Origin of the sequence: Pseudescherichia sp., from assembly GCF_031998825.1 — a bacterium.
Lineage (GTDB): Bacteria > Pseudomonadota > Gammaproteobacteria > Enterobacterales > Enterobacteriaceae > Pseudescherichia.
The window spans coordinates 48,978-70,473 of record NZ_DAMACX010000004.1 but is presented as its reverse complement, the minus strand read 5'-3'; the positions used below and the strand labels follow the sequence as shown (position 1 = coordinate 70,473).

Annotated in this window: 18 protein-coding genes; 11 read left to right on the top strand and 7 right to left on the bottom strand. The window is 59.3% G+C overall.

What is annotated here, in order from left to right:
• Nucleotides 1-24: 24 nt before the first annotated feature.
• Together RTP97_RS03075 and RTP97_RS03070 are read left to right on the top strand one after the other, a co-directional pair.
• The gene (locus RTP97_RS03075) at nucleotides 25-1,089 is read left to right on the top strand and encodes a sugar ABC transporter substrate-binding protein (RefSeq protein WP_312410769.1); all 1,065 of its coding nucleotides are present in this window, start codon (nucleotides 25-27) and stop codon (nucleotides 1,087-1,089) included.
• Nucleotides 1,086-2,327, top strand: a complete 1,242-nt coding sequence (locus RTP97_RS03070) for an LVIVD repeat-containing protein (RefSeq protein WP_312410766.1) — start codon at nucleotides 1,086-1,088, stop codon at nucleotides 2,325-2,327. Before RTP97_RS03075 ends, RTP97_RS03070 begins: the two co-directional genes overlap by 4 nt.
• Before the next feature lie 58 nt (nucleotides 2,328-2,385).
• On the opposite strand, the gene mtnK is transcribed toward RTP97_RS03070, so the two are convergent.
• Nucleotides 2,386-3,585 (bottom strand): S-methyl-5-thioribose kinase, encoded by a 1,200-nt coding sequence (mtnK, locus tag RTP97_RS03065; protein ID WP_312410763.1) that lies wholly within the window; start codon nucleotides 3,583-3,585, stop codon nucleotides 2,386-2,388.
• Between the two features lie 105 nt (nucleotides 3,586-3,690).
• Here mtnK and mtnA point away from each other — a divergent pair, with 105 nt between their 5' ends.
• On the top strand, nucleotides 3,691-4,710 hold the full coding sequence (gene mtnA, locus RTP97_RS03060) for an S-methyl-5-thioribose-1-phosphate isomerase (protein WP_312410760.1): 1,020 nt from the start codon (nucleotides 3,691-3,693) through the stop codon (nucleotides 4,708-4,710).
• 33 nt (nucleotides 4,711-4,743) lie between these two features.
• Here mtnA and RTP97_RS03055 read toward each other — a convergent pair whose 3' ends face one another.
• Genes RTP97_RS03055 through RTP97_RS03045 form a run of 3 tightly spaced genes read right to left on the bottom strand, consistent with a single transcriptional unit; the run spans nucleotide 4,744 to nucleotide 6,583 of the window.
• Entirely contained in the window at nucleotides 4,744-5,286 is a 543-nt protein-coding gene (locus RTP97_RS03055) for an acireductone dioxygenase (protein ID WP_312410758.1), read from the bottom strand.
• Nucleotides 5,283-5,972 carry an acireductone synthase gene (gene mtnC / locus RTP97_RS03050; protein WP_312410755.1) on the bottom strand — a complete coding sequence of 230 codons (690 nt, stop codon included), beginning with the start codon at nucleotides 5,970-5,972 and terminating at the stop codon, nucleotides 5,283-5,285. The genes RTP97_RS03055 and mtnC overlap by 4 nt, the downstream gene beginning before the upstream one ends.
• On the bottom strand, nucleotides 5,972-6,583 hold the full coding sequence (locus RTP97_RS03045) for a methylthioribulose 1-phosphate dehydratase (RefSeq protein WP_312410752.1): 612 nt from the start codon (nucleotides 6,581-6,583) through the stop codon (nucleotides 5,972-5,974). The genes mtnC and RTP97_RS03045 overlap by 1 nt, the downstream gene beginning before the upstream one ends.
• A gap of 126 nt (nucleotides 6,584-6,709) precedes the next feature.
• Between RTP97_RS03045 and RTP97_RS03040 the strand changes: the two genes are divergently transcribed.
• Nucleotides 6,710-7,870, top strand: coding sequence for a pyridoxal phosphate-dependent aminotransferase (locus tag RTP97_RS03040; protein WP_312410749.1), 1,161 nt, complete (start codon nucleotides 6,710-6,712; stop codon nucleotides 7,868-7,870).
• Between the two features lies 1 nt (nucleotide 7,871).
• Here RTP97_RS03040 and citR read toward each other — a convergent pair whose 3' ends face one another.
• The gene (gene citR / locus RTP97_RS03035; protein WP_312410746.1) at nucleotides 7,872-8,777 is read right to left on the bottom strand and encodes a DNA-binding transcriptional repressor CitR; all 906 of its coding nucleotides are present in this window, start codon (nucleotides 8,775-8,777) and stop codon (nucleotides 7,872-7,874) included.
• A gap of 304 nt (nucleotides 8,778-9,081) precedes the next feature.
• On the opposite strand from citR, the gene ahpC reads away from it, so the two are divergent.
• The 3 genes from ahpC to RTP97_RS03020 all read left to right on the top strand — a co-directional run bounded on the left by ahpC (nucleotide 9,082) and on the right by RTP97_RS03020 (nucleotide 12,809).
• Nucleotides 9,082-9,645, top strand: coding sequence for an alkyl hydroperoxide reductase subunit C (gene ahpC, locus RTP97_RS03030; protein WP_103819888.1), 564 nt, complete (start codon nucleotides 9,082-9,084; stop codon nucleotides 9,643-9,645).
• A 155-nt stretch (nucleotides 9,646-9,800) separates the two neighbouring features.
• Nucleotides 9,801-11,363, top strand: coding sequence for an alkyl hydroperoxide reductase subunit F (gene ahpF / locus RTP97_RS03025; protein ID WP_312410744.1), 1,563 nt, complete (start codon nucleotides 9,801-9,803; stop codon nucleotides 11,361-11,363).
• Between the two features lie 204 nt (nucleotides 11,364-11,567).
• Entirely contained in the window at nucleotides 11,568-12,809 is a 1,242-nt protein-coding gene (locus RTP97_RS03020) for a zinc-dependent alcohol dehydrogenase (protein ID WP_312410742.1), read from the top strand.
• A 56-nt stretch (nucleotides 12,810-12,865) separates the two neighbouring features.
• Here RTP97_RS03020 and rna read toward each other — a convergent pair whose 3' ends face one another.
• Together rna and dcuC are read right to left on the bottom strand one after the other, a co-directional pair.
• A complete protein-coding gene (gene rna, locus RTP97_RS03015; RefSeq protein ID WP_312410740.1) occupies nucleotides 12,866-13,675 on the bottom strand; it encodes a ribonuclease I in 810 nt (269 codons plus the stop codon).
• 88 nt (nucleotides 13,676-13,763) lie between these two features.
• Nucleotides 13,764-15,137: an anaerobic C4-dicarboxylate transporter DcuC gene (gene dcuC, locus RTP97_RS03010; protein ID WP_312410738.1), complete on the bottom strand. Its 1,374-nt coding sequence runs from the start codon at nucleotides 15,135-15,137 to the stop codon at nucleotides 13,764-13,766.
• Between the two features lie 268 nt (nucleotides 15,138-15,405).
• Between dcuC and RTP97_RS03005 the strand changes: the two genes are divergently transcribed.
• From RTP97_RS03005 to RTP97_RS02990, 4 genes are read left to right on the top strand one after another with little or no spacing between them, the layout of a single operon-like run.
• A complete protein-coding gene (locus RTP97_RS03005; protein WP_312410736.1) occupies nucleotides 15,406-15,759 on the top strand; it encodes a DUF2946 domain-containing protein in 354 nt (117 codons plus the stop codon).
• 53 nt (nucleotides 15,760-15,812) lie between these two features.
• Nucleotides 15,813-17,066: a TolC family protein gene (locus tag RTP97_RS03000; protein WP_312410734.1), complete on the top strand. Its 1,254-nt coding sequence runs from the start codon at nucleotides 15,813-15,815 to the stop codon at nucleotides 17,064-17,066.
• Nucleotides 17,063-18,334, top strand: coding sequence for an efflux RND transporter periplasmic adaptor subunit (locus RTP97_RS02995; protein WP_312410731.1), 1,272 nt, complete (start codon nucleotides 17,063-17,065; stop codon nucleotides 18,332-18,334). The genes RTP97_RS03000 and RTP97_RS02995 overlap by 4 nt, the downstream gene beginning before the upstream one ends.
• Nucleotides 18,331-21,492, top strand: coding sequence for an efflux RND transporter permease subunit (locus RTP97_RS02990; RefSeq protein WP_312410728.1), 3,162 nt, complete (start codon nucleotides 18,331-18,333; stop codon nucleotides 21,490-21,492). The genes RTP97_RS02995 and RTP97_RS02990 overlap by 4 nt, the downstream gene beginning before the upstream one ends.
• The last annotated feature ends 4 nt before the right edge of the window (nucleotides 21,493-21,496 follow it).

The following is a 21,496-nucleotide window of genomic DNA, read 5'->3' as shown; positions in this document are numbered from 1 at the left end:
TTACTTTTATCAGGGGAAACAAAAATGAAAAAATTTGCACTCTCACTGCTGGCGCTGGGCCTGCTGAGTTCAATTCCAGGCTACGCGGCGACGCCTGCTCCGGTTCCGGCCGCGCTGGCTAACCACAGCGGACCGGTGCGCATTGCGCTGATCCGTAACCTGGGATCGGACGATAACACCACCCAGTTCGTCTCCGGTGCGCTGACGGAGGGCAAAAAGCTCGGCTTTAAAGTCAGCACCTTCCTCAGCAACGGCGACGACGCCAAATTCCAGGATTTTGTTAACCAGGCTATCAGCCAGAAGTATGACGGCATCATTCTCTCCCAGGGCCGCGATCCCTATTCAACCGAGCTGGTGAAAAAAGCGGTGGAGGCGGGCATTGCCGTCTCGGTATTTGATACCGCTATCAATGGCGAGATCCCCGGCGTGACCGTGACCCAGCAGGATGATGCCTCGCTGACTAACCTCTCCTTTGGCGAGCTGGTGAAGGACTTCAACGGCAAGGCCAATATTATCAAGCTGTGGGTGGCTGGCTTCCCGCCGATGGAGCGCCGCCAGGCCGCCTACCAGACGCTGCTGAAACAAAATCCGGGCATTAAAGAGCTAGAGTCTATCGGGGCGGTCTCTTCCGACGTGCAGGGCGATACGGCCAACAAAGTTGGCGCGGTGCTGGCGAAGTACCCGAAAGGGCAGATCGACGCGATCTGGGGCACCTGGGACGCCTTTAGCCAGGGCGCGTACAAGGCGCTGAAAGAGAATGGCCGCACCGAGATCAAACTCTACAGCATCGACGTCTCCAACCAGGATCTGCAGCTGATGCGCGAGTCCAACAGCCCGTGGAAGGTGAGCGTGGCGGTGGATCCGAAGCTGATTGGCGCGACCAACGTCCGTCTCATCGCCAACAAGCTCGCCGGGGAGCAGACGCCAGCCACCTATGACTTCAAAGCTGCTGCAATTCCACAGGCGCTGCTGGCTGCCCAGCCGGGCGCGGTCAACGTCGCCACCCTGGGTAAAATCATTCCGGGCTGGGGCCAGACCGAAGACTTTATCGCCCCGTGGTTCGCCACCCTGCAAGCGAAAAACAAATGAGTGCGCTACCTGCGCCTGACTATAGCCGCAATATGCGGCTGATTGGTCACTCAGATCAGGGCGGGCGGCCCGACGGCGTGCAGCTGATGGTGCACCGGGGCTTTGCCTACATCGGCCATATGGTCTCCCAGGGCTTCTCGATTGTTGACGTGCGCGACCCGAAAAACCCGCGCCCCGCAGGCTACGTGCCTGCGCCGCCGGGAACCTGGAACGTCCATCTGCAGGCCCATGACGATCTGCTGCTGGTGATCAACGCCCGGGATCTCTTTGCCGACGCCCGTTTCGCCGACGAGAAGGTCTACTACACCCGCTCGGTAGGGGAGACGGTGAGCGACGTGCAGGACAAAGGCTGGAGTGCCGGACTGCGCGTGTTTGATATCTCCACGCCGGACCAGCCGAAAGAGATTGGCTTTCTGGGGCTGGACGGCATCGGCATTCACCGCATCTGGTACGTGGGCGGCCGCTGGGCCTACGTTTCCGCCTTGATTGACGGCTTCAGCGACTACATCTTCCTGACCATCGACCTTGCCGATCCGCGTAAGCCTGAGGTAGCGGGGCGCTGGTGGCTGCCGGGGATGAACCAGGCGGCGGGCGAAACCCCGACGTGGCCAGAGGGCAAGCGCTACGCTCTGCACCACGCTATTATTGCCGGGGACACCGCCTACGGCAGCTGGCGCGACGGCGGGCTGACGCTGCTGGATGTGAAGGATCGCAGCGCGCCGACGCTCATCAGCCACCGTAACTGGAGCCCGCCGTTTGGCGGCGGAACCCATACCGCGCTGCCGCTGCCGGACCGGGATCTGCTGGTGGTGCTGGACGAGGCGGTGCTGGATAACCAGCAGGACGGCGAGAAGCTGATCTGGCTGTTTGATATTCGCGACCCGGCTAATCCGGTAAGCATCTCTACCTTCCCGCAGCCGGATGAGATCGACTACGTGGCGAAAGGGGCGCACTTTGGGCCGCACAACCTGCATGAGAACCGGCCGGGGAGCTTTATCAGCTCGACGCTGATCTTTGCCACCTACCAGAACGCAGGCGTGCGGGCCTACGATATCTCCAACCCGTACCGTCCGGTGGAGACCGGCGCGCTAGTGCCCGCCGCGCCAGCGAAGATGATGGATACCCGTCCTGGCCGTCCGCAGGTGATCCAGTCCTGCGACGTGTTTGTCGACGCGCAGGGAATTATCTACAGCACCGACTACAACGGTGGGTTGTCGATTATTGAGTATTTGGGATGATAAATCGCCGGGTGGCGGCTTCGCCTTACCCGGCCTACAAAACCCTTAACGTCAATCGTTAACTGTACTGTCTGACCCGGGCAATCAGCTCATCAACGTTGTGAATACGATCGGCAATAACGATCAGCGCCTTGCCTAAATGGATGGCGTGGCGCAGGCATTCGTGGCGCATCTCTTCGTCGGCGATGGAGTCGATATCCGCCACGTGAGAGAGGCCAACGCTGCGGCGGATCAGCTCCGTGCCGCAGAAGCCTATCGCATCGTGCCACACCTTCTGCAGGAACTGAGCGGCATAGCCGGGATGGGCCAGGGCCAGGTCACGGGTCTTCTCCGCGGCCAGCGCGAGGAATGTCTCTGCGAAGGTGTTCCACAGCTCCTGAATATCGATCAGACGCTGCTCGCGGGCGGCAGCGGCATCGCGGATGCCCAGATGCCCCGGCAGGCCGCAGTAGTTGAGCAGCAGGTTACCGATAGCGGTGCCGACGTCAAAGCCAATCGGTCCCACGTAGCCAAACTCGGCGTCAATCGCCTTCAGGCTACCTTCGGCAACGAAAATCGAGCCGCTGTGAATATCGCCATGCAGCAGCGCTTCGGCATGGGAGAGGAAGCGCTGTTTGAGGGCGGCGACCGCCAGCAGCAGGGCGGTATCGTCGCGCAGGGCAACGACGTCAGCCTCAATCGCCGTCGGGTAGCTGTTGCGCTCGTGAACGCGGTACGGGTCGTCAAAGAAGAGATCTTCGGTGATGCCGCACATCTCCGGGTTGATAAACTGCGCCACCTGGGCCTTTTTCTGCGCCGGGGTGAGATAGAAATCGCTGGTGTGGAACAGGGTCTGAGCCAGGTACGCTGCCAGCTGGCGGGCGGCCTGCGGATAGTAAGCACCCTTGATCAGTTCCCCGCGCCAGATGCGGTGATCGGAGAGATCCTCCATCACCATCACCGACAGTTCAGGATCGAAGTGGTGGATCTTCACCGTGTGCGCCGGGCAGTGCTGATAGTGCTCTACCAGGGTCTGCGCCTCCAGCCGGGCACGATCCAGGGTCAGCGGCCAGGATTCGCCCACGCAGCGCACGTAGGGCAGGGCCTGCTTGACGACGATCCGGCTTACACCCTCGGCGTCGAAAATTTTAAAGACCAGATTCAGGTTGCCGTCACCGACTTCATGCGCGCTAACCAGCTCGGATGCCTGCTCCAGACCAGCAAATTGCCGGGCATAGGCCACCGCGTCGGCGGCGTTGAAAGTTCGGTATTGCGACATTGCCAGTATCCTCAATTTTCTGTTTATAAAGCCATTCAGACGTCTATACATCTGTAATTCATCCTGACACAATACGATGCATCAACGCAACAGGGATTTAACGCTATGCAGCCACTACAGACCACCAGTCTGCGCGTCACTGAAAATCAGCTCTTTATTCTCGATCAGCAGGCCCTGCCGCAGGAGAAACGCTGGCTGCCCGCCGACAGGGTAGAGACGCTGGTAGGCCACATCCACGCTCTGCGGGTACGCGGCGCGCCGCTGATTGGCCTCTCCGCCAGCCTGCTGCTGGCCCTGCTGGCCGAGCGGGGCGAGAGCAAACCCACGCTGGCCCAGGCGCTGGAGACGCTGCGGGCGGCCCGGCCAACGGCGGTGAACCTGATGAACAACCTTGACCGCATGAAGCTGGCGCTGGCGGAGGTGGATTTTGTTCCGGCGCTGGTGGCTGAGGCCGAGCGGCTGATAGCGGAAGATAAGCAGCTCTGCACTCGGATCGCCGAGGCGGGCAGCGCCCTGGTGGCGCCAGGGAGCCAGCTGCTGACGCACTGCAACACCGGTGGACTGGCGACCGCTGGCGTAGGTACGGCGTTGGGGGTGATCTCACAGGCTTTCACTGACGGCAAGGTGGTCAACGTCTGGGTAGGGGAGACGCGTCCGCTGTTGCAGGGTGGCCGTCTGACGGCCTGGGAGCTGGCAGAGTTGGGCATTCCCTGCCAGCTGATCACCGACTCCATGGCGGCCAGCCTGATGGCGCAGGGCCAGGTGGATGCGGTGTGGGTCGGCGCGGATCGCATTGCGGCCAACGGCGACGTGGCGAATAAGATTGGTACCTACTCGCTGGCGGTACTGGCCCGCTATCACGGCATTCCGTTTTACGTTGCGGCCCCTCAGACCACGTTGGATCCGCTCTGTCCGAACGGGGAGGCGATCCCTATTGAGCAGCGCGCGGCCAGCGAAGTGACCGGCGTGGCGGGCAGCTTCGGGGCGGTGCAGTGGGCACCCGAATCGACGCTGGTCTATAACCCGGCGTTTGACGTCACCCCCGCCGCGCTGATCAGCGGCTGGGTGCTGGATACCGGCGTCGTCACGCCGGATGAAGTGGCGGCGGGATGTTTTAAGTCGTAGCCCCGGTAAGCACAGCGCCACCGGGGATAAAAACTACGGCAGGCGCGGATAGCCGTCTGCAATGGCGTCGCCGGTAAACTGCGCAACCCATCCCTCCGGGTTGTCGAAAATCCGGATGGCGGTAAAGTTCGGCTCGGACCCCATATCAAACCAGTGCGGCGTCCCGGCCGGAACCGAGATCAGATCGTTCTTCTCGCACAGCACCTGGTAGACCTCATCCCCAATGTGCAGACAGAACAGGCCCGCACCCTCGACAAAAAAGCGCACTTCATCTTCGCCGTGGGTGTGCTCGTTAAGAAACTTCTCCCGCAGCGCCTGCTTGTTGGGGTTATCGGCGCGCAGGCTGATCACGTCCCAGCTCTGATAGCCCTTCTCGGCAACCAGCTTATCAATGGCGTGCTGGTAGGCCTCAATTACCGTTTCCGGGGCCGGATCGCGGCCTAAGTCACGGTCGGCCTGCCAGCGCTCAAAGCGCACGCTGCGAGCGTTCAGTTTATCGGCAATGGCGGCGGCGTCTGTGCTGTGCCACGTAGGCTGGCTGGCTTCTTTATCAGAATAAATCGTTAACGCGCTCATGAGGGGATCTGCTCCGGGTTGATGTCGTTAAAACTGTGCACCTGGTGATGCTGGCTGGCGGCGTCATCATCGCCACGGATCAGCTGCACGGTACGCAGACCGGCCTCCGCGGCGGCATCCAGCTCCTGGTGGATATCCGACAGGAAGAGAATCGACACCGGCGGCAGGGCCAGCTGCTCGGCAATGTTGCTGTAGGAGTGCGCTTCACGCTTGGCACCTATGCGGGTATCAAAGTAGCCGCTAAACAGATGAGTAATATCACCTTCGTCGCTGTAGCCAAATAACAGTTTTTGCGCCGCCACCGAGCCAGAGGAATAAACATAGAGATCAATCCCTTGCGCCTTCCACCTCTCCAGCGCGGGCAGCACGTCAGGGTAGAGATGGCCGGTAAAGTCGCCGTTGACGTAGCCGTCGTGCCAGATAATTCCCTGCAATGCCTTCAACGCCGTCGACTTACGGTCCTCATCCATAAAGCGGAACAGCGTCGCAACCAGCTCGGCGGTGGTGGCCTCCGGCTGGGCAATCTCATCCCGAAGGTTATCGAGAATCGATTTTACCGGCTCGGCATACTGCTGGGCGGTGACGAACGCCTCCAGCCGCTCGCGGGCGTAGGGAAACAGTACGTCGTGCACGAAGCGGATATCGCTGGTGGTGCCTTCAATATCGGTAACTATGGCGCGGATCATCATCTCTCCAGCAGTCGGCGCTGCATTTCACACTCAAATAAAAACTCCAGCCCCTCAAGGTGGCGGCGGGCTTCTGCCACGCTGCGTCCCCAGCAGGTCAGACCGTGACCGCGCAGCAGAAAGCCGTAGCTCAGCGGGGTCTCGCGAGCATAAGCCTCGATGCGTTGGGCAAGGGCGGGGATATCCTGGTCGTTATCAAACAAAGCGACAGAGACCGTATCGAGGTGGCTGGTCTGCCCGCTCAGGGATTTCTGCATCTCATAGCCCTGCAGGCGTAGCGCTGCAGAGTGCTCAATGCGCGATAGCACCGTGGCATTCACGGTATGTACGTGCAGCACGGCGTTAGCCTCCGGATAGAGGCGATAGATCAGCGTATGCAGGCCGGTCTCGGCGGAGGGTTTCCGTCCGGAGGGGGCGCGATCGGTGGCGATCTCTACCTGCAAAAAGTCATCCACCGTCAGGCTGCCCTTATCTTTACCGGACTCGCTGAGCCAGCACCAGTCGGCGTTTTCCCGCACCGACATATTGCCGCCGGTGGCCGGTGCCCAGCCCTTTGCCCCTAGCCAGTGGCAGGCTTCGACGAGCGCCGGGAGTTGCAGAGGATATGTCATAACGCTCCTGAATAGTGTGAGCAGGGGAATAACATTATTGTTTAGACGTCTAAGCGTCTTGATTGCCAAATACTAACATCGTGATATAGTGGCAGCAACATCAGTATTACACGCAGGCAGGCATTCATGAGCAATAACACACTGATCCCGCAGAGTAAACTGCCCAATCTGGGTACAACTATCTTTACCCAAATGAGCGCCCTGGCGCAGGCGCATCAGGCGATCAATCTCTCCCAGGGTTTTCCTGACTATGATGGTCCGCGCTATCTGCAGGAGCGTCTGGCGTTTCACGTGGCTCAGGGGGCAAACCAGTATGCGCCGATGGCCGGCGTGCAGGCGCTGCGGGAGGCCATTGCCGATAAAACCGCTGCCCTGTATGGCTACCAGCCGGATGCGAACAGCGAGATCACCGTGACCGCTGGCGCCACCGAGGCGCTCTATGCCGCCATTACCGCGCTGGTGCGCAGCGGTGATGAGGTGATCTGCTTCGATCCAAGCTACGACAGCTACGCCCCTGCGGTTGAGCTGGCGGGTGGGAGAGTAAAACGTATTGCGTTACAGCCACCGCACTTTCGCGTTGACTGGCAGGCTTTTGCCGCCCTGCTGAGCGATAAGACCCGGCTGGTTATTCTCAACACGCCACATAACCCGTCGGCCACCGTATGGCAGCGCGAGGACTTTGCTGCGCTGTGGCAGGCGATTGCAGAGCGCGAAATCTATGTGCTGAGCGATGAAGTCTATGAGCACATCTGCTTTGATCCGGCAGGCCACGCCAGCGCCCTTGCTCATCCGGAGCTGCGCCAGCGGGCGGTGGCTGTCTCATCCTTCGGTAAAACCTACCATATGACCGGCTGGAAGGTGGGCTACTGCGTCGCCCCGGCGGCCATCAGCGCTGAGCTGCGTAAGGTACATCAGTACCTGACCTTTGCGGTTAACACCCCGGCCCAGCTGGCGCTGGCGGATATGCTGCGGGCAGAGCCGGAGCACTATCAGCAGCTTCCTGCATTCTACCAGGCAAAACGCGATCTGCTGATGAATGCCCTGAGCCAGAGCCGGCTGGAGATCCTACCCTGTGAAGGCACCTACTTCCTGCTGGTGGACTACAGCGCCATCTCCGATATGGATGACGTCAGCTTCTGCCAGTGGCTCACCAAAGAGGTAGGGGTAGCGGCCATTCCGCTGTCGGTATTTTGCGCCGATCCCTTCCCGCATAAGCTTATTCGCCTCTGCTTTGCCAAACAGGAGGCGACGCTGCTGGCCGCCGCGGAGCGTCTCTGTAAGCTCTAATCTAACGATCCGCCAGCTTTATCGTATCGATCAGGCTGGCGAAGGCGCTGCCGTTTAGCGATGCCCGGTTATAAAGCATAAATATATCTAATTCGGGCAGGGTGATATCGACATCCACTATTTTTAAACTCATTATCTTTTTATAGTGGTTAAAGGTAGACAGCGGCATAATCCCGATAAGTGCAGACTCGTTAATAATATTAATAATAGAGATGTATGAGTCACTGCTGAAAAGAATATTGCGCTGCGGCAATAGCGCTGCAATTTCTCGTTGTAACGCCAGCGCCCCTTTTTCTGGCGTGCTGTAAAAGGTAAATCCCTCGGCCAGAACATCGCTCACGTTTACTTTTCCATTCAGGCGCGGGTGATCTGCACTGCATACCAGCACCAGCGGCTCGCAGGAGAGCTTTTCGCAGACGATGGCTGGATTAGCAATCGGAAAGAGAGAGATAATGAGATCGGCCTTGCGGTAGGTCAGCAGCTCTTCGGCCGACTGCGGGGTGATAAAAATATCATGATGCTCTATGGCATAGCTGGCCTGATCGCGTAGGGTGGTGACCAGCGCCATGCTTCCTTCACTTATTAGCAGCTGTGGAGTGAAAATCACAAACTTTTTACTCAGCTCGTTGCTGTTCATCATATTGATGGTCTGCTCAAGCTGGTTAAGGTTCTCCTCGAGATGCATATGCAGGTTGATCGCCACCGTTGTCGGCGTCACGCCTTTTCCGCTGCGGACAAAGAGCGGATCGTCGAGATGGGCGCGAAGACGCTGCAAGGATTGGCTTACGGCGGAGGGAGTAATAAAGAGCGCCTTGGCTGCTTTACTGATGCTCTGATGCTGATAAATACACTCAAATATAAGCAGCAGATTAAGATCGAATTTTTTTAAATCGTAGAGGTTAGCCATTTTTATCTCGCCGTACTGCTGCTTATTAATAACGATCTCAGGACGGAAAGAAATATACCATGAAAAGACCGATATTAAACGATGTGTCCTAAAGTGTACTCATAACGGCGCAACCTATCACAGCCATAGGTCACACCTTACAGCCGCGCATTGCCCTTTGATCGGGGGAGTGATGTAATCCCCGACGCCGTTACGGCTTTTACGTTGTTAGATATCGCTGATTGATTTGATAAAGCAAACGCATTAGCCGATGTCGTCAAAATTCGGTACCTTACATCTCATCGAAACCACGGAGGAAGTATAGATGTCCTTAATCAATACCAAGATCAAACCTTTCAAAAACCAGGCGTTCAAAAACGGTGAATTCATCGAAGTGACCGAGAAAGATACCGAAGGCCGCTGGAGCGTCTTCTTCTTCTATCCGGCTGACTTCACCTTCGTTTGCCCGACCGAGCTGGGCGACGTAGCCGATCACTACGATGAGTTGCAGAAACTGGGCGTGGACGTGTACTCCGTCTCTACCGACACCCATTTCACCCACAAAGCGTGGCACAGCAGCTCTGACACCATCGCAAAAATCAAATATGCGATGATCGGTGACCCGACTGGCGCGCTGACCCGTAACTTCGAAAACATGCGTGAAGACGAAGGTCTGGCTGACCGCGGTACCTTCATCGTTGACCCGCAGGGTATCATCCAGGCGATCGAAGTGACTGCAGAAGGCATTGGTCGTGACGCATCTGACCTGCTGCGTAAAATCAAAGCGGCTCAGTACGTTGCTGCTCACCCAGGCGAAGTGTGCCCGGCTAAATGGAAAGAGGGCGAAGCGACCCTGGCTCCGTCTCTGGACCTCGTCGGTAAGATCTAAGTCTGAAAAAGCCCGGCGGCGCTGCGCTTGCACGGGCCTACATACTACGGGTGCGCTATGCACCCGTTTTTCCCTAACAACATGATTCAAGTTGCATTCAGGCAGCCCTATTGAGGCAGCTTGCATGATGATGTTTTTTACGCAGGAGATAATTCATGCTCGACACTACAATGAAAACCCAGCTTAAGGCTTATCTTGAGCGTCTGACTAAACCTGTTGAGCTGATTGCTACGCTGGACGACAGCGCTAAATCGGCAGAGATCAAGGAACTGCTGGCGGAGATCGCCGAGCTGTCTGATAAAGTCTCCTTTAAAGAGGACAATCAGCTGGCGGTCCGTAAACCGTCATTCCTGATTACTAACCCAGGCTCAAACCAGGGTCCGCGCTTTGCCGGCTCTCCGCTGGGCCACGAATTTACCTCTCTGGTTCTGGCGCTGCTGTGGACCGGTGGTCATCCTTCTAAAGAAGCGAAAGAGATGCTTGAGCAGATCGCCGCGCTGGAAGGGGACTTTGAGTTCGAAACCTACTACTCGCTCTCCTGCCACAACTGCCCGGACGTGGTCCAGGCGTTGAACCTGATGTCCGTGCTCAACCCACGCATCAAGCATACGGCGATTGACGGCGGCGTATTCCAGAACGAAATCACCGATCGCAACGTCATGGGCGTTCCGGCAGTATTCCTGAACGGCGTTGAGTTTGGTTCAGGCCGTATGACCCTGACCGAAATCGTCTCTAAAGTGGATACCGGTGCGGAAAAACGCGCGGCGGAAGAGCTGAACAAACGTGATGCTTACGATGTGCTGATCGTTGGCTCCGGCCCGGCAGGTGCAGCGGCAGCGGTCTACTCTGCACGTAAAGGTATTCGTACCGGCCTGATGGGCGAGCGTTTCGGTGGCCAGGTCCTCGACACCGTGGATATCGAAAACTACATCTCCGTGCCGAAAACCGAAGGCCAGAAGCTGGCCGGCGCGCTGAAGGCTCACGTTGATGACTATGATGTTGACGTTATCGACACCCAGAGCGCAACCAGACTGACCCCGGCAGCAGAAGAGGGCGGCCTGCATCAGATTGAAACCGCCTCTGGCGCGGTGCTGAAGGCACGCAGCGTGATCATCGCTACCGGTGCAAAATGGCGCAACATGGGCGTGCCGGGCGAAGAGCAGTACCGTACCCGCGGCGTAACCTACTGTCCGCACTGCGACGGCCCGCTGTTCAAAGGTAAACGCGTCGCGGTCATCGGCGGCGGTAACTCCGGCGTTGAAGCAGCTATCGACCTGGCCGGTATCGTTGAACACGTTACCCTGCTGGAGTTTGCGCCAGAGATGAAAGCCGACAAGGTGCTGCAGGATAAAGTACGCAGCCTGAAAAACGTCGATATCATTCTCAACGCCCAGACCACCGAAGTGAAAGGCGACGGCACCAAACTGACCGGCCTTGAGTATCGTGCCCGCGTGAGCGGCGATGTGCATCACATCGAACTGGCAGGTATCTTCGTGCAGATCGGTCTGCTGCCGAACACCAACTGGCTGGAGGGCGCGGTTGAGCGTAACCGTATGGGTGAGATCATCATCGATGCGAAGTGCGAAACCAGCGTGAAGGGCGTGTTCGCGGCTGGCGACTGCACCACCGTGCCGTACAAACAGATCATCATCGCCACGGGTGAAGGTGCGAAAGCCTCTCTGAGTGCGTTCGACCACCTGATCCGCACGACAGTATAATAAGCAAGTAAGACACCTGCACTGTGAGCAGCGAGGCTACCTTCGGGTAGCCTCTTTTTTTATCACGTCTTTTTTCCGCTAAGATTACTCCCAAAACCGCCGTCGATTCGCCCTGCCGCCCAGATTAGCGTCTGGACTGACTAACCTTGATCCGTGCAAGCCTAATTTTCACTCTCCCGATCTAACGGGGTAGCGGAGGTATGAATGAAAGCATTGACGTATCATGGTCCCCATAACGTTCGCGTCGAGAGCGTGCCGGATCCGATTATTGAACAGCAGGACGACATTATTCTGCGCATTACCGCGACCGCCATCTGCGGCTCCGACCTGCATCTGTACCACGGTAAAATTCCTAAAACAGAGCATGGTGATATCTTCGGCCACGAGTTTATGGGCGAAGTGGTCGAAGTCGGGCGCGACGTGAAAAATATCCAGAAGGGCGAGCGGGTGGTGATTCCCTTCGTGATTGCCTGCGGCAGCTGTTTCTTCTGTCAGCAGCACCAGTATGCCGCCTGTGAAACCACCAACGGCGGCAAAGGCGCGGCCCTGAATAAAAAACAGATCCCACCGCCGGCCGCGCTGTTTGGCTATAGCCACCTCTACGGCGGCGTGCCGGGTGGCCAGGCAGAGTATGTCCGCGTGCCTAAGGGCGACGTCAACCCTTTCAAGGTGCCGCAGCTGCTTTCCGATGATAAAGCGCTATTCCTCTCTGATATCCTGCCGACGGCCTGGCAGGCAGTCAAAAACGCTGACGTCAAACAAGGCTCGCGGATTGCGATCTATGGGGCTGGCCCGGTGGGCTTGCTTACCGCTGCCTGTGCCCGTCTGCTGGGAGCCGAACAGATCTTTATGGTCGACCACAACGATTACCGTCTGCGCTTTGCTGAAGAGCGTTATGGCGTTATCCCTATCAACTTCGATAAGCATGACGATCCGGCCGAAATTATCATCGAAAATACGCCGGGCAATCGCGGCGTAGATGCGGTGATCGATGCTGTCGGCTTTGAGGCGAAAGGTAGCACCACCGAAACGGTGCTGACAAACCTTAAGCTGGAGGGCAGCAGCGGGAAGGTGCTGCGCCAGTCCATTGCCGCCGTGCGCCGGGGCGGGATCGTCAGCGTACCGGGCGTCTATGCAGGCTTTATCCACGGCTTCCTGTTTGGTGACGCCTTCGATAAAGGCATTTCGTTCCGCATGGGCCAGACCCACGTTCACGCCTGGCTGCCGGAGCTGCTGCCGCTGATCGAGCAGGGTCTGCTGAAGCCGGAGGAGATCGTTACCCACTATCTGCCGCTTGAAGATGCGGCTCGCGGCTATGAGATGTTCGATAAACGCCAGGATGACTGCCGCAAAATCATTCTGGTTCCTGGCGCGCAAAGTCCGGAAGCGGCGAGAGCCAGCGTAACGGCCCTGAGCAACGGTAATATCAACCTGCCGCCAGCGTAAGGCGTCCTCTACTCAGCCTGTCCTCTGATAATACCCAGAGGGTAGGCTGTTTCTTGTTAATATCCCACTTCATCCAGAATAAACTCTTTGCCGCAGTTGCCAGGGTGCGGCTGGGCAATAAACGAGGTGGCAGAGAGCGGTTGGTTAATCGCGCTCGCCTTCAGGGTGATCTGTACTTCCGTCAGGTAGGCCGGGTTACCGTTGCAGGTTAGCTTCACGGCTTTCACGTTAGCGACGCCATATGTCCGGGCGAAGGCGGCGTCAAAGTCGCTGCGGCTGACGCGCTCTCCGTAGTTAGCTGCAATAAACTTACCCAGCGTGCTCTGTTTAATCTCGCTGGCCATGCGCACCATCACGCCAAAGTAGGCATCCGGATCGAAACCAAAGCAGACCCCGTGCTTGGCATACTCATAGCGCTCGAGACAGGAGTTGGCCCCGGCTCCCGGCATCACGCTGTTAAGTTTTGCGGCGCTCTCCAGCGACAGGCCGGTCTCTGCGCTGGCGCACTTCTGCCCAACGCGGGCCTCCGGCATGTTGGGTATCGGCCGGGTGGCGCAGCCGTAGCGCATCCAGCGGCGATCGTCGACCCCGTGCGCGGCGATAGATTTTGGCAGGCCGGGCCACAGGCCGTGAACGGTCAGAAAATCGTCTTTGTTATCGCTCTCTTTTTGCAGGCGACACTCGTCCGGCTCGCGCTGGCGGCGATCGTGCTGGCTCTGGCAGAACCCGGTCTGCCACGAGAGCGCCAGCACATAGCGATCGAAATCACCGTACTGGGTGGCGCTCAGCGGGGCGGCAGGCGCTGCGGCGGCCCAGAGCATGGCCGTTGCTGCGGCAAGCAGAGTGACGAACTCCTTTCTGAACATTTCAATTCCTGATGAATATATTTAAATAGTTCCAGAAAGTTATTAAAGCATAAAAAAAGCGCCGGACAGGCGCTTTTTCGTGTGGTGCTTAACGCAGGGCCGTACCGGGGACCAGTATTTCCGTGGCAACAATCACCACGATTAACCCCACCAGAACCGGCACCGACGTGCGTTTTACCACCTCGAAGGGGGAGATCTTCGCCATCCCGGCCACGGCAACCACCACGCCGGAGACCGGAGATATTGTGCGTCCGAGGTTAGAGGCCTGCAGCATGGGAATCGACAGGTAGGCCGGATTGATGCCTGCCTCGCTGGCCAGCTTCGGGATCATCTCCACAAAGGCGTAGAACGGCGCATTGCCCGAGCCGGTGGTCATCGCTGCCAGCATGGTCAGCGTCACCAGCACCAGCATCAGGATAATACTTGCCGACCCAAAGGAGGTGGCGATAGAGATCAGGCTCTGGATAAAGCCGATGGTGCTCAGCCCCTGGGCAAAGACCCCCGCGGCAACCAGCAGGATCACTACCCCTGCGAAGGCGTCCGCCATACCGCGATAGGCCACCTCCAGTCCAGAGAAGACCCGTTGGGTATTGAAGCCACGCATAAACTCCAGCACCGCCGCCAGCAGCATGCAGATCACCAGGATAGTAATGATATGCAGCTCTGGTCCCCATTTGCCATCAAAGATCAGCACGCCGACGATGGGGGTAAAGGGCAGGATGGCGTAAAACGAGGGGGCGCTGGTGGTGATATCGCTGACGTCCAGCATCTCCGCAGAGATGCTCTCTTTTCTGTCCAGCCAGCGCTGCCAGAAGAAGTGGGCAATCGCCATCGCAATAATCGCAGCGATGGAGATGGGCAGGGTGGTTTTGAAGGCAAAGTCGATCAGCGGCATCTCTGCGGCCTTGGCCGCTAACACCACGTCCCCGGAGGTGGGGGAGAGGATAATCGCCGCCGGTGAAGCACAGATGGCCGCCGCCGCGCCACGGCTAATACCGACGTTGACCATCACCGGAAAGAGGGTTGCCATTAGCAGCACGCCAAGCCCGGTGGCCGAGGAGACCGCCAGCGACATCAGGCAGGCCACAAAGTAGGCGGCGATCATCAGTACATAGGGCGAATTGATATAGCGCAGCGGCTTAGAGGCCAGCTTGACCACCATATCGTTGGCCCCGATATGGGTCATATAGGCGGCAAACCCGCACAGCATCATGATCATCATGCCGAGATCGCCGCCGCGGCTCATCAGCAGGATCTTGATATATTCGACAATATCGGTGGCGCTGTAGCCGGTACTGGTGGCACTCGACGGCAGGATTTTATGGCCCATCAGCGCGCTGGCGATCAGCAGCACCAGGCCGCCGACAAAGAGTACGCCGGTCGCCGAGTAGCCTTTGATGATGTAGCGCGCAACGCCAACAATCACCACCACGCCCATCAGGAGTTCAATAAAGGTCAACATGGTTCCCTCTCATCATTAAGGCATGCAATGTGCCCAACAGAAGCGAACCGGTAGCTGACTGAAATCAATAAATAGCTAAGTAGTACGGATTATCTGACGAATTGGCTACCTGGGTAGAAATTCTGTATATGGCTAAGTGAAATCGCTTAAAAAAGTCTTTAAGTATTAATTAATCGCTGCGTATACTCGGCAAACTCACCCTCTTTATGTGGTCTTTATGCACGCACCCTGGCTTCGGCGGCTACGCTTTCTCAAACGGCATCTTCTGATGCTGTTGATCGCGTTCGGCTGGCTGCTGTTCCAGAGCCAGGTGGCGATTGCTTCCCACGACTGCACGCTGGATATGCAGGGTGAAAGCGCCATGCTCCAGCATGTAGATCATATGCAGATGCCGGAGGTCCCAGCGGCCCAGGCGCTCCAGGCACCGCTGTGCGATAAGCACTGCGTGCCGGATGCGATGCAGAAGGAGTCCGGGCACGGATCGCTGGCGGCCTTGCCGGTGGAGATCACCCTTGCCATCAATCTGCCCGCCTGTGCTGATACGCCTCCCACCGAATGGTCGCTCACCCCACCCGCAGCAGGGCCGCCGGCAACGATCCGTTTTTGCCGGTTCCGGGAGTAGATACCTGTTAATTCGTTGAATTTACCCAATTTACGATTAACAGAGGTTCTACTATGTTCTCTTTTACATGCAGTACGCTCTCTGGCGTGCTGTTTATGCTGTTCGTCTCCGTCGCGCAGGCGGAGCCGTATACCCTCACGCAAACCCTTGCTGCCGCTCAGCGCTACTCCGCTGAACTCTCCGCCAGCCGTAACGAGGCGCAGGCGCTTAACGCCATGGCGGAATCGGCCCGCGAGCTGCCCGATCCAAAGCTGAAGTTTGGTCTTGAAAACCTGCCGGTGCAGGGCAGTAACGATCGCCGCTTTACCCGAGAGGGGATGACCATGCAGCGCGTCGGCGTTATGCAGCAGTACGTCAGCGCGGATAAGCGCGAGCGGAAAGCGCAAACCCTGCAGGCAGAGTCGCAAAGCGTCAACGCGAAGGGCCAGGCGATCCGCGCCGCTCTGCAGCGGGATACCGCCCAGGCCTGGCTGGATCTGGCGATTTCATCCCGTGCCCTGGAGGCGGCCCGCCGGTTGCTGGCCGAAACCAGCCGCCAGCAGAGCGTGCAAAAAGCCAGCGTTGGCGCGGGCAGCGCCGCGCCGGAGAGCGTGCTGGCGCTGCGCATCACCGAAAGCGCGATGCGGGACAACGTCACTCTTGCCGAACGCGACGTGCAGATCGCGCAAACCCGCCTGTACGAACTTACCGGGCAGACGATCACTGCCGCTGTTGGGAAGATGCCCCTCTACCAGCGACTTCCGGCAGAGGAGAGTGCGCTGGAGGAGGGCGTCACCCTGCATCCGGAAGTATTGGCCGCCACGCGGGAGGCCAATACCGCCAGGGCCCGCTCCGCTGAATCTGCCATCGCGGCAATCCCGGACGTTGAGGTAGAGGTCTACTACGGACGCCGCTCTGAAGGCAATGACGACCTCGCGGGGGTGATGTTTACCGTCGATATGCCGCTGTTTCAGTCGCACCGGCAGGATAAAAATCACGCCGCCGATCTGGCGCGCACCATGCAGGCCAACGATCGTCTGGCGCTGACCGAGCGCCAGCATGTCGCCCAGGTGCGTACTCTGGTGGCCGACTATCGTGCGGCGCAGCTCCGCTGGTCGCGCCAGCTGCATGACGTATTACCCCTGCTCAGGCAGCGTTTGACCCTGCTGACGGCGCAGTATCGCGCCGGACAGTCCGATCTCACAGCGCTGCTGGAGGCCCGGCGTAGCGTGCTGAATAGCGAGCTGGCCGCCAACGAGGCGGAAAAAGAGATGGCCCGGACGTGGGCCGCGATCCACTGGCTGATCCCCGAGGAGCAGGCGCAATGAAAAAATTAGTGATTTTGTTAGCCCTTGTCGCCACGCTGGCCGCCGGGGCGGGCTATCTTGCCGGACATCACGAGCAGGCTCCCGCCGTGGAGCAGCCGCCCGCACGCAAGGTGCTCTACTGGTACGATCCCATGGTGCCTGAGCAGCGTTTCGATAAGCCGGGTAAGTCTCCGTTTATGGATATGGATCTGATGCCGCGCTACGCCGATGACGCACCGGAGGAGACCGGCGTTGCAGTCAGCGCCCGACAGCAGCAAAACCTCGGCATGACCACCGCCCAGGCACAGATGCGCTCCCTTGCTCCGGCGCTCTCCGCCTATGCCACAGTGACCACCGACGAGCGCAGTATTCAGATTGTCCCTGCGCCCGCCTCGGGGATGGTTGAGTCCCTCTACGTACGCGCCCCTCAGCAGTGGGTGAAAGCGGGCGAGCCGCTGGCCCGTCTCTGGATCCCGGAGTGGACCGCAGCGCAGCAGGAGTATCTGGCCGTACGCCAGCTGGGGGATGCCGCCCTGACCCAGGCCGCCCGAGCGCGCCTGGCCCTGCAGTTTATGCCCGATGCCATCGTGCGCGAGTTGGAGCGCAGCGGCAAACCGCAGACGCGCCTGACCCTGCGCGCGGGACGCGGTGGCTACGTGGTGAAGCTTGATGTACGCGAGGGGGCACGGGTAGAGGCAACGCAGCCGCTGTTTGAGCTGGCAAGCCTCGATCCGGTCTGGCTGGTGGTGGACTACGCGCCAGGAGAGATGCAGACTCTGAGCATCGGCAGCGAGATTATCGCGACCGCCGAAAGCCTGCCCGGCGAGGCATTTCATGGCCGGGTGAGCGAGCTGCTCCCGCAGCTGGAGACCACCACCCGCACCCTGAAGGCGCGCATCGTACTGGATAACCCGCAGCAGAGGCTTAAGCCCGGCATGTTCCTGACGGTAACCCTGCCGGAGAGCGCCGCCCGTCAGCCGGTGCTGGCGGTCCCGGAGGAGGCGGTGATTGATACCGGTACCCAGACCCGTGTGCTGCTGGCAACCGGAGAGGGCCACTTCAGGGCGGTCAACGTCACAACCGGGATCGCCTCCGGGGGCTGGACGCCGATCCTCAGCGGCGTAAAGGCAGGTGACAGCGTAGTGACCTCCGGCCAGTTCCTGATTGATTCCGAAGCCAGCCTGCGCAGCGCCCTGCCGCAGTCCACGGTGGACGCACCGCCGGTTGCCGTCCCGGCGATGGAGCATGACCATAACCACGCCATGCACGGCGGGGAGGTGATGCCATGATCGCCGCCGTCATTCGCACGTCGCTGCGCAACCGTCTGCTGATCCTGCTTGCCGCCGCAGTTATCGCGGTGTGGGGACTCTGGTCGCTTCAGCGCGCGCCGCTGGATGCGCTGCCCGATCTCTCTGACGTGCAGGTCATCGTACGCGCCAGCTATCCGGGCAAAGCGCCGCAGATTATTGAGGATCAGGTGACCTATCCGCTCACTACGACCATGCTCTCGGTGCCGGGAGCGAAAACGGTGCGCGGCTTCTCGATGTTCGGCGATGCCTATGTCTACATCCTGTTTGAGGATGGGACCGATCTCTACTGGGCGCGCTCCCGGGTGCTGGAGTATTTGAGCCAGATCCAGGAGCAGCTGCCTGCCGGGGTTAACGTCGGGCTGGGGCCGGACGCCACCGGCGTCGGTTGGATCTACGAATATGCTCTGGTCGATCGCAGCGGTAAACACAGTCTTGCCGATCTGCGGGCTTTACAGGACTGGACGCTGAAGTTTGAACTGAAAACCGTGCCCAACGTGGCGGAGGTGGCCAGCGTCGGCGGCATGGTGCGCCAGTATCAAATCATTCCCGATCCGGCACGGATGCGTGCCCTGAATATCACCCACCAGCAGATGATTGATGCGGTCCAGGCGGCGAACCAGGAGAGCGGCGGCGCGCTGCTGGAGATGGGCGAAGCTGAGTATATGGTACGTACCACCGGCTATCTTCATAGCCTGGCTGAGTTTCGCCAGATCTTTATCGACAGCCGCGGCGGCGTGCCGGTGCTGCTGGGGGATGTCGCCACCCTCCGCAACGGGCCGGAGATCCGTCGCGGCGTCGCGGAGTATAACGGCGAAGGCGAGGTGGCCGGGGGCATTATCGTGATGCGCTACGGCAAAAACGCGCTGGAGACCCTGCACGCGGTGAAGGCTAAGCTGCGCGATCTCCAGCGTAACCTGCCAGCGGGGGTGGAGATTGTGTCAGTCTATGACCGCTCGGCGCTGATTGCGCATGCGGTAGAGACCCTTAGCCATAAGCTGGTGGAGGAGTTTATTGTTGTCGCGCTGATCTGCACCCTGTTCCTGTTCCATTTTCGATCGGCGCTGGTAGCCATTGTCTCGCTGCCGCTGGGCATCCTCGGGGCGTTTATCATCATGCACTATCAGGGGATCAACGCCAATATCATGTCGCTGGGCGGCATCGCCATCGCCATCGGCGCGATGGTTGATGCCGCCATCGTGATGATCGAGAACATGCACAAGGTGCTGGAGCAGTGGCGGCACGAGCATCCAGGGCGTCAGCCCGCAGGGACAGAGTACTGGCGGATCGCCGAGCAGGCGGCGGTGGAGGTGGGTCCGGCGCTCTTCTGTAGCCTGCTGATCATCACCCTGTCGTTTATTCCGGTCTTCTCGCTTGAGGCGCAGGAGGGGCGGATGTTCTCCCCGCTCGCCTTCACCAAAACCTGGTCGATGGCGGTAGCGGCGGGGCTGGGGATCACGCTGGTGCCGGTGCTGATGGGGCTGTTTATTCGCGGACGTATTCCCGACGAGCAGGCCAATCCCCTTAACCGCTGGCTGACGCGAGCCTACGCGCCGCTGCTGGACAGGGTGCTGGCGTGGCCGAAAACCACTCTGGCGCTGGCCCTGTTGCTGCTGCTGGCGACGCTGTGGCCGCTAAGCCGTCTCGGCAGCGAATTTATGCCGCCGATGGACGAGGGCGACCTGCTCTATATGCCCTCTACGCTGCCGGGCATCTCGGCCCGTGAGGCGGCAAGGCTGCTTCAGCAGACCGATCGGCTGATCAAAAGCGTGCCGGAGGTAGCGAGCGTGATGGGCAAAGCAGGGAGGGCGGAGACGGCCACCGATCCCGCGCCGCTCACCATGATCGAAACCACTATCCGCTTTAAGCCGCGCGACCAGTGGCGTGCGGGCATGACCCCGGCGAAGCTGGTAGAGGAGCTGGACAGAACCGTCAGCGTGCCGGGGATCGCTAACGTCTGGGTGCCGCCGATCCGCAACCGGCTGGATATGCTGGCGACCGGGATTAAAAGTCCGGTGGGGATTAAGGTGAACGGTAATTCAATTGCCGATATCGAGAGGGCGGCGCAGCAGATAGAGCAGGTGGTGAAAAGCGTGCCCGGCGTGACCTCTGCGCTGGCGGAGCGGCTGGCGGGCGGGCGCTATATCGATATCAAAATTAATCGTCAGCAGGCGGCGCGCTATGGCGTGTCGGTGAAGGCGCTACAGTCGCTGGTCTCGACGCTGGTAGGCGGGGAGAACGTCGGCGAAGTGCTGGCCGGGCGCGAGCGCTACCCGATCAATATTCGCTATCCGCGCGATCTGCGCGACAGCGTTAGCAAGCTGCGTATGCTGCCGGTTGTAACCGAAAACGGCAGCCAGGTGGCGTTGGGCGAGCTGGCGGAGATCGTAGTCAGCGAGGGGCCGCCGATGTTGAAAAGTGAAAACGCGCGCCTGTCGAACTGGATTTACGTCGATCTGCGCGGGCGCGATCTGAAATCCGCGGTAGCCGATATGCAGCAGCGGGTAGCGGAGCAGGTCTCGCTGCCCAAGGGGGTAACGCTCTCCTGGGCCGGGCAGTTTGAGTACCTTGAGCGGGCAACGGCGACGTTAAAAATGGTCCTGCCGGTGACGCTGGCGATTATTTTCGTGCTGCTCTATCTGACCTTCAAGCGGATAACCGATGCGCTGCTGATTATGGGCACGTTGCCGTTTGCGCTGATTGGCGGCGTCTGGCTGCTCTGGCTATTGGGATATAACCTGTCGGTGGCCGGGGCTGTTGGGTTTATTGCTCTCGCGGGGGTGGCCGCCGAGTTTGGCGTGATCATGGTGCTCTATCTTAACCAGGCGCTGGTCCGGCGTGGTGTCTATGCTGGGAACGCCGAAAATCACTCGTTAATTCAGGCGATTCATGAGGGGGCGGTGCTGCGCGTACGGCCAAAGGTGATGACCGTTGCCACCATCATGGCGGGGCTACTGCCGATCATGTGGGGCGATGGCACCGGAGCAGAAGTGATGCGGCGAATTGCCGCCCCAATGATAGGCGGAATGCTCACGGCGCCCCTGCTGTCGATGTTTGTCATCCCGGCGCTCTATTTTTTAATCCATCGCACTTCCCCGCTGAAAAAACAGCAAATATTGCAGCTGGATAAAAAAAGATAGCGAC